General features: G+C 43.3%; 8 protein-coding genes. 3 read left to right on the top strand and 5 right to left on the bottom strand.

Annotated features, from left to right (window positions below):
• The coding region (locus Q0081_RS03845) for a VOC family protein (protein WP_298349538.1) at positions 1–196 on the top strand (196 nt) is incomplete at its 5' end.
• A gap of 20 nt (positions 197–216) precedes the next feature.
• On the opposite strand, the gene Q0081_RS03850 is transcribed toward Q0081_RS03845, so the two are convergent.
• Both Q0081_RS03850 and Q0081_RS03855 read right to left on the bottom strand, forming a co-directional pair.
• Positions 217–1,092 carry an AraC family transcriptional regulator gene (locus Q0081_RS03850; RefSeq protein ID WP_298349540.1) on the bottom strand — a complete coding sequence of 292 codons (876 nt, stop codon included), beginning with the start codon at positions 1,090–1,092 and terminating at the stop codon, positions 217–219.
• The gene (locus Q0081_RS03855) at positions 1,089–1,886 is read right to left on the bottom strand and encodes an endonuclease/exonuclease/phosphatase family protein (protein WP_298349543.1); all 798 of its coding nucleotides are present in this window, start codon (positions 1,884–1,886) and stop codon (positions 1,089–1,091) included. The genes Q0081_RS03850 and Q0081_RS03855 overlap by 4 nt, the downstream gene beginning before the upstream one ends.
• A 59-nt stretch (positions 1,887–1,945) precedes the next feature.
• Between Q0081_RS03855 and Q0081_RS03860 the strand changes: the two genes are divergently transcribed.
• Positions 1,946–2,476 (top strand): hypothetical protein, encoded by a 531-nt coding sequence (locus Q0081_RS03860; RefSeq protein WP_298349546.1) that lies wholly within the window; start codon positions 1,946–1,948, stop codon positions 2,474–2,476.
• Between the two features lie 32 nt (positions 2,477–2,508).
• Here Q0081_RS03860 and Q0081_RS03865 read toward each other — a convergent pair whose 3' ends face one another.
• Both Q0081_RS03865 and Q0081_RS03870 read right to left on the bottom strand, forming a co-directional pair.
• The gene (locus tag Q0081_RS03865; RefSeq protein WP_298349548.1) at positions 2,509–3,390 is read right to left on the bottom strand and encodes a DMT family transporter; all 882 of its coding nucleotides are present in this window, start codon (positions 3,388–3,390) and stop codon (positions 2,509–2,511) included.
• Between the two features lie 41 nt (positions 3,391–3,431).
• Complete coding sequence (locus tag Q0081_RS03870) at positions 3,432–4,484, bottom strand: lipopolysaccharide assembly protein LapB (protein ID WP_298349551.1); 1,053 nt, start codon at positions 4,482–4,484, stop codon at positions 3,432–3,434.
• A gap of 265 nt (positions 4,485–4,749) precedes the next feature.
• On the opposite strand from Q0081_RS03870, the gene Q0081_RS03875 reads away from it, so the two are divergent.
• Positions 4,750–5,751, top strand: a complete 1,002-nt coding sequence (locus Q0081_RS03875) for a hypothetical protein (RefSeq protein WP_298349554.1) — start codon at positions 4,750–4,752, stop codon at positions 5,749–5,751.
• 57 nt (positions 5,752–5,808) lie between these two features.
• On the opposite strand, the gene Q0081_RS03880 is transcribed toward Q0081_RS03875, so the two are convergent.
• On the bottom strand, positions 5,809–7,326 hold the full coding sequence (locus tag Q0081_RS03880) for a magnesium chelatase (RefSeq protein ID WP_298349558.1): 1,518 nt from the start codon (positions 7,324–7,326) through the stop codon (positions 5,809–5,811).
• Between the last annotated feature and the right edge of the window lie 375 nt (positions 7,327–7,701).

The following is a 7,701-nucleotide window of genomic DNA, read 5'->3' on the forward strand; positions in this document are numbered from 1 at the left end:
CAATCGGGTAAGCGGCAACTCCGTCACCCTTTGTATTCATTGCCACAGCAAGAAAGAAATAGTTAACTGCTTTGATCAACTTGCTTCCGGAGGCCAAGTGATTGAGCCCCTGCACCAAACGTTTTGGGGCGCTACATTCGGTATGCTGACCGACAAATTTGGAAATACTTGGGCATTTAACTACGCTAAAAGTTAATTTTAATCCTTCAAAATCAATTATTTCCCCAGCTCCGAAACCGATTTGAGGTATTCGCGCGGGGTAAGGTTCATCAACTGTTTAAACTGCCGATTGAAATTGGAAAGATTGGCATACCCGCACCCAAAGGCAATCTGGCTCACGCTTTGGGTAGAATCTCTCAAAAGTCGGCAGGCGTGCTCCACCCGCACTTCGTTGAGCAATTGGGAAAACGTTTTACGCGTGTGCATTCGCAAAAAACGGCAGAAAGCGTGAGGCGTTAGATTGGCTACATTGGCTACGTCGTCGAGCGTGACGGTATTAGCGTAATTGGTTAAAATAAAGTTAAAGACATTTTCCAACCGTTGATGGTCCACGGGTTTATTGGGCCGTCGGTAGGCAGTACCAGAGAGTCGCTCACAATCAGACGAAAGAGTAAGGCTATCCAGAGTGGTCAGGAGAGTCATCAGTTGTTCAAAAGGACGCAGTTTACTTATTTTTTCAAATTGTTGTGTCAATGCGTTTGGCTCCCCGTACCTGAGTCTGACTCCGTGCGTGGCCTCCCGAAGTAAATCGGCGATGTGAATAAGTTCAGGCGATTTCAGAAAAAGCTCCCCCAGCATTGCCTCGTTAAAAAAGAACGAATACGCCACCACCCGTCGCGACGAATCCAGTTCAAAATACTCGGAATCATTGAGCAAAACGTGTGGCACGTTGGCTCCTAATAACAACAAATCGTAGGGCTGAAAACGGTCAATACAATCGCCTGCTACCAATGTTCCTGTTCCTTCTTTGATGAGCGTCAGTTGAAGTTCGGGATGAAAATGAAGGCGTTGATAAAAGTGTTTTTCGCTGTCTATCTGCACTCGAAACGAACGGTCGTCTACGGTAGGGACCCGAAATAAGAGTGCTTTCATTTTCCTAAGGAATAGGTAACGACCACAGGTTGATGGTCTGACGTTTCGGGCTCATTTAATACTTGATAATCAATCACTTTAAAAGCAGATGATTGGTGCGTCCAGAAATAGTCAATCCGCTTTCCGTTGCCCGGATACGTGGCGGTTTCCGAATTGGCACCTGCGTCATTCCAGTATTTCGTGAGTGCTTCCAGCGTATGGTCTCCTGGCGGCGCGTTGAAATCTCCGCCCAGAATGACGGGATAAAGGCTATTCTGTAGATTTTCGTTGATTACTGCCGCCTGCAAACCTCGATTGAGCGCCGAACGATGATCTAAATGGGTCGTGCAAAAACGTACATACTTACTGTCGGAAAGTGGTATCAAGGCGCACATCAACAGGCGCGGCTCGGTAGCATCCGGATTGGGTAATTTGAGTTGTTGAATGCTTTCAATTGGGTGTTTGGATAAAATTCCCAACCCGTATTTTCCGCCCTGTAAATCAATAGCTTTGGCAAATGCTTCGTTGTACCCCAACAATAGCGACATAATCCGCATCTGGTTCAATTTTCCCGAACGCACCACACCGCTGTCTATTTCCTGCAACGCCACAAAATCGGGTTGATGCTGTTTCAACAATTCGACCACTCGATTCAAATTGGTTTTGCCCACATTATTTTCTCCGTGGTGAATATTGAACGTCATCACTTTAAAAGTGGCAACTTTAGCAGCTTTAGGTTTCGGTTTCTGGCCGTAGGCCCAAAGACCATGAAGACAACTAATCGCTAAATAAAAAAAATAGTTGAAAACTTTCACAGGCAGATGCTTTTTACACAAAAAAACGTTAGTATTCTAACAAAAATAATACTTCCCTCATGAAAAAATGGACTTTACTTGCGTATTTACTTGTGGTTATTTGTGTTCAATCACTTTCTGCCCAAACCCAACATTCCGATACCCTTTTTTATAAACCTCTTGATTCTTCTCATCTCAAACCTATTATCATTGCAGCCAACGGCCGCTATTATTACGGTGGACAACGACTGCGCAGCAATTACTCTCTGGAAATTCCTTTTGGTGAGATGGACGACCTTGAAGTCAATCGTTATTTCAAAAATTCACGAACCATTCGTACAGTAGGCTCGGTCGTGTCGGCATTGCCCGGCGTTTATTTTCTGGTTGTCGGGCGAAATTCGGGAGTAAGTCGTCAAACATTTTGGGCTACGTATGTGGCATCGATCGGTGTGTCATTAACCGCTAATTTGATAGCAAATTTTCAAATGCGCAAAGCGGTAAATACGTACAACAGTCGCTTGGCACGTCCACGTATTGGACTGTCTATTCAGGAAATGTCAAACAATTCACTGGCCGTTGGTGTAGGATTGAAAGTTGGTTTCAGAAATTGAGGTTTGATAAAAAACTCGTAAAACTATGTAATCTATGATTCTATGTGTTTGCTAAATTTTTCTCGTTGTGCTGCATACAATCCGCCTACTACCAAGGCAGTTCCCACAAATGTGTGCCATGAGAGCGGTTCATTGAGAAAAAGTGAGGAATAAGCAAATCCAAAAATAGGACAGAGAAACATCCAAAGCGAAGCCTTGACGGCGTCTTGGCGAAGTAAATAAAACCACAATTGCAGCGATATAACCGATACGGGAATAATCAACCAACCTACTGAAAACCAAAATTGTAAGTCAAAGCGTGTATGCTGCCAATCCGCAAAATAAATCGTGAATGGCAATAAGGTCAATCCCCCCAACAGCACCTGCCAACCGTTAAAGACCAAATTAGGCAGTCGCCACTCCAATCGGGCATAATACACACTTGCTCCCGAAACCGATACAATACCCGCTATCAAAATCAGAAGACCACGCACGGTAGCGTGACTGTCCTGAAGCAAAGGCCAAGTAGCCAATGCAGCTCCTGACAAACCTAAAGCTACCCCAACGGCTTCAAACCATTTCAATTGCCGTTGCAACCATACAGCAGATAACATAATGACGAACAACGGTCCTATAGCGGTAGAAAGACTGCCGATGCCTGCCGATACTTCGCGCATCGAAATCACAAAAGCACTCAGGTACAAAGTAGTATTGAAGAGTGAAAAAATGAAAAGCCTCCCCCACTCTTTTCCCCGAGGAAGATGGCTTTTGGTGGGAATGACAAGATAGGCAAAGCCCAACATGCCCCCCCCTGCCAATAAAAAACGCACATTTGCCAAAACAAGCGGGTCAGCCGAACGAATTCCGATTTTAGTAGCGACCGACGCCGATGCCCACAGGGCCGCAAAAAAGATACCGATAAGAATATTTTTCAAAATAGACTTTATTTATTACCCTAAAAGGGTCTAAAAACCCACTATTTGCAATTTTTCCTGTATTTAGCAACCGCGTCTGCCTCACCCAATGCCTCCCCTTTTTTCCAAACTCGGCACGCTTCCTCTTTTTGATTATTGACAAAAAGAGCTTCTCCCAGCCAAACGTGAATTTGGTCAGTAGCAGCGCTCAATTGATAGGCTTTTTGAAAGGCAGTTAAAGCTTCGTCTTTTTGGCCATTTTTCAGAAAATATAACCCCAAATTTCGGTGTGCGTAGCTGTTCTGAGGGTCTTTTATCAAGGATAAATCAATCAACTTTTTGGCTTCGCTTTGTTGATTTTGCAACAGTAAAACGTAGCCTTTGTTATTCAAATAAATGGGATTGACGGGGTCAAAATCCAGTGCTCTTTCAATGAATTTCAGTGCTTGTTCCGGTTGATTTTCGCGGGCAAAAATGAGCGACAGATTGTTATACGCCAATTGTTGGAGCGAATCCAGTTTGACAGCATTTTCAAAATCGGCCTTGGCAGCTTTAAAATTTTTCTTTTCAAAATAGGCTACGCCGCGATTTACCAATGCCTGTACATTTTTGGGACGCAACGAAAGAGCACGGTCGTATTCAGCCAATGCCTGCTCATAGTAGCCTTGTCCAAATTTCAAATCACCCCATTTCAGGTAATAATTGGTCGAATCTCCATACGTCTTTCGAATATGCTCTAAGTCCGCAGTAGCAAGAGCAAACGCCTGTTGGTCAATAAAAAACCCCGCGCGATTGAAATAGGCCTCTTCAAATTTGGGGTCAATTTCTATGGCTTTATTGAAATCTTCGAGTGCTTTTTCCAACTCACTTAAACGCAAATAAGCGATTCCGCGATTATTGTGCACATCTGCTAAATCAGCCTTTTTTTGAAGCGCTTCGCCGTAGTAGCGAATGGCATTAGCGTATTCTTTTTTGTCTAATTCGAGATTGCCTTTCAGAAAAAACTGAGACGCTTCGCTTTGCTCTTGGTCAGAACAGGCGGTGATAAAAACCGATAAACTGAAAAAAAGTAAAAGGTAAAAGGTAAAGGTGAATTTGGTAAAAAGTTTCGTCACGTTTTGTTCGGATTAGATGTATAATGACACAAAGATAAGGGCTTCCTTCTACGTTTTTTAAGTTTATTTATTAGAAAAACTATAGGCCGACAAAAGCCGTAAAAAACCCTCAAAATCGAAAGGATTACTCACCTTCTAAATACAAATCAACTATCTGAAGATCAATATTTTATAGTCTAAAAATGCTGTATTTTTCGGAAACTTTAAGCAGGCAATTTTTGTTGTTAAAATGTAGGCAAATCTTATCGAAATAATACAAAAAGCCATGATGACTGTCACAGAAAATCAAGTAACTAAAGCCGACGAACAATGGCGGAAGTCTATTCCTGCGCAGGTGTTTTTGAATCACTTTCGAGGCATAGATTACCACATTCGCCATACTGCTCCGTTGAAAGAAGTAAGTAAAGTCTATTTTTTGCAAACATTTCGTCCCAGACGCGAAGAAGCTCGTTTAGAAGCAACCAAAAAATGGCTTTTAAACGCTTGGAATGCAGAATATACTTTGCGCAGTACAGCAGCCAATCCCGATGCCAATTATCAGAAATATGCCTTGCACTGGACATTTCCACAGGCTTATTACAGTGTGCTGTATAGCGCCAAAGCATTTTTGGCTATTCAGGGAATTAATGTTTCGGTAGAATCAGCCGTTAGGCAAATCATCAATGGGTATGTAGTTAAAGGCTGGTATCCTTTTTCGGTCAGTTTTTATGCTGACGGACCTTTTGGAAATTATTCATACCAGAATCTGGTCGACACCAACGAACAAGCTCTTATTCAGCCCATTGATACCCCCCAACAGGCGGAAGCTCATATCGTACAATTCCTGAAAACTACGCGTAATCTCCGCGCCAGAGCTTTCCGTCAACGTCTGCAAGCGAACCCTGACAAGGCATTGCGAACAAAGTCTGGGAAGATTTTGTCGAAATTTGGTAGCCGCCATTGGGAAGAAGTGGCCAAGGGAATAGGGGTAACCACCTATTTTGACATGATAAGCCGTTTACGAGTTTCGGCTACGCAACGGGAATTGGAGCGTTTTGTAGAAGCGGATATTGACGTGCCGCAGTTTCATCAGTCATTACTCAATATCGTCAAGTATTTCAATTTTATCCACGAGTGTTACGTAGTCAAAGCCATAGGAGTTGACCAATATCAAAAGTGGATTGGAGAATTACCTGAATACCTGCGTGATGGGTTTATGAAACAAAGGTTAGAGCAGGGGATTCTGCCCGTACTGAATTCGTTAAAAACACGGACCACTGCCAGATAAAAAATCAGCCCCGGCCAAGTCAAACTCGGTCGGGGCTTATTTTTTATTCTTTATTCGTTAAAACACATCATCATCGTCATCATCAGCATCGGGTCCCGAAAACATACTGCCAAGTAAATCCTTGAATTGAAGACCTCTGTCCAACGATTGCTTGCCAATCAAAGAGTATTCAGCCATGCCGTGCAGGGCAAACTCCATCAAAAAGAGTTTTTCATCGCGACTTAGACCACGGTGAAACGCATCTACCAAATCGTCGAGTCCTTCAATGGTTTTCAAACGTGCTTCGTATTCACGGTTGGTAAGGTCACTGAGAATGTCCATTTCGTTTTCTCCAAACCAATCCTGGATTTTCTGAAACGGATTTTTAGCGCTTTTCTTCTTCTTGAGGGTTTCCGGATTAGGGAAATAATTCAGGAATTGCGTCCGAACCGCTTTGCCAATTAAATTTTGGGCTACAATGACCGGACCTTCCACTTCGCCTTCGTAGACCAACTCAACCTTACCGCATATTGCCGGTACCACACCGTACAAGTCCGAAATACGTACATACGTTTCTTTCTCGCCGTTCAGCAAAACACGCCGTTCAGCAGCCGAAAGCAGGTTTTCGTAGGCCGCAATGGTCAAACGCGCCGATACCCCACTTTTCGCATCCACATACTCACTTTCACGTGCTTCAATCGCTACTTGTTCAATCAAGTCTTTGATGATTTCGTTGGTTTTCACCATGCCTTTTTGCTCTGTTTTGACAACAGCTTCCTGCATCGTAATTTTCTTACCCGTCTCCAGTGTTTTCGGATAATGCGTCACGATTTGACTGTCAATACGGTCTTTCAAAGGTGTCACAATACTTCCGCGATTGGTATAATCTTCGGGGTTTGCCGTAAAAATAAATTGAATATCCAACGGTAAACGCAACTTAAAGCCCCGAATCTGAATATCTCCCTCTTGCAAAATATTGAAGAGAGCCACTTGGATTCTGGCCTGCAAGTCAGGTAACTCATTGATTACAAATATGCAACGGTGCGAACGGGGAATCAATCCAAAGTGAATAACGCGCTCGTCAGAATAAGGCAATTTGAGAGTCGCGGCCTTGATAGGATCCACATCACCGATAAGGTCAGCTACCGATACATCGGGAGTAGCGAGTTTTTCAGTGTAACGCTCATCGCGGTGTACCCACGCTATGGGGGTCTGATCACCTTTTTCGTTAACCACATCACGTGCAAAACGCGATAAAGGATGCATAGGGTCATCGTTGAGCTCCGAACCGGCCACTACCGGCATATATTCATCCAGAAGATTGACCATAAGCCGTGCAATACGGGTTTTGGCCTGTCCGCGAAGTCCCAATAAATTGATGTGGTGCATGGACAAAATAGCCCGCTCTACATCCGGAATGACCGTATCTTCATAGCCCCAAATGCCCGGAAAAACAGATTCTTTGGTACGAAGTTTTTCAATAAGATTGTCGCGGAGTTCTTGTTTTATTGACTTGGGTTGATAACCCGCAGCATTTAATTCACCAAGGGTGTGGATTTGCAGAAGTTGTTTGGACTTCAAATCACGGTAGGCCATGTTGTCAGAAATTGGTTTGTTTGGGTATGTACGTAACAGCCATGACGTTGGAATAGTTTTGTACAGCATCCCAAAAGTTTGAACCTTACAGAACGTAAAGAATAAAGTCTATCATTTATTGTTGGTCGTATTTTTATTTTATCGCATAACGAATAGATAGACGCCACGCCACCGATAGCAAGTGGCTAATTTACTATTTTTTTTTTGACACTTGCCAAAGTCGCTATAATTAGGGTGTACGAATGTATGCAGGATTACTTCCTAAGCGGCCATTCTGACCAATTGAATTACCTCATCCCATTGATTACTAAGGTTTTTTGTTCTCAGATTTAAAACTTGCTGTGCTCCATTTAGCGTCCAGCGTTGTCCGGAAAG

Source organism: Runella sp., from assembly GCF_027484545.1.
Classification (GTDB): Bacteria; Bacteroidota; Bacteroidia; order Cytophagales; family Spirosomataceae; genus Runella.

Excerpts from the sequence above, each read along its gene's own strand:
- Q0081_RS03850 (WP_298349540.1), bottom strand. The coding sequence starts at position 1,092 with ATGAAAGCACTCTTATTTCGGGTCCCTACCGTAGACGACCGTTCGTTT.
- Q0081_RS03860 (WP_298349546.1), top strand. The coding sequence starts at position 1,946 with ATGAAAAAATGGACTTTACTTGCGTATTTACTTGTGGTTATTTGTGTT.
- Q0081_RS03875 (WP_298349554.1), top strand. The coding sequence starts at position 4,750 with ATGATGACTGTCACAGAAAATCAAGTAACTAAAGCCGACGAACAATGG.
- Q0081_RS03880 (WP_298349558.1), bottom strand. The coding sequence starts at position 7,326 with ATGGCCTACCGTGATTTGAAGTCCAAACAACTTCTGCAAATCCACACC.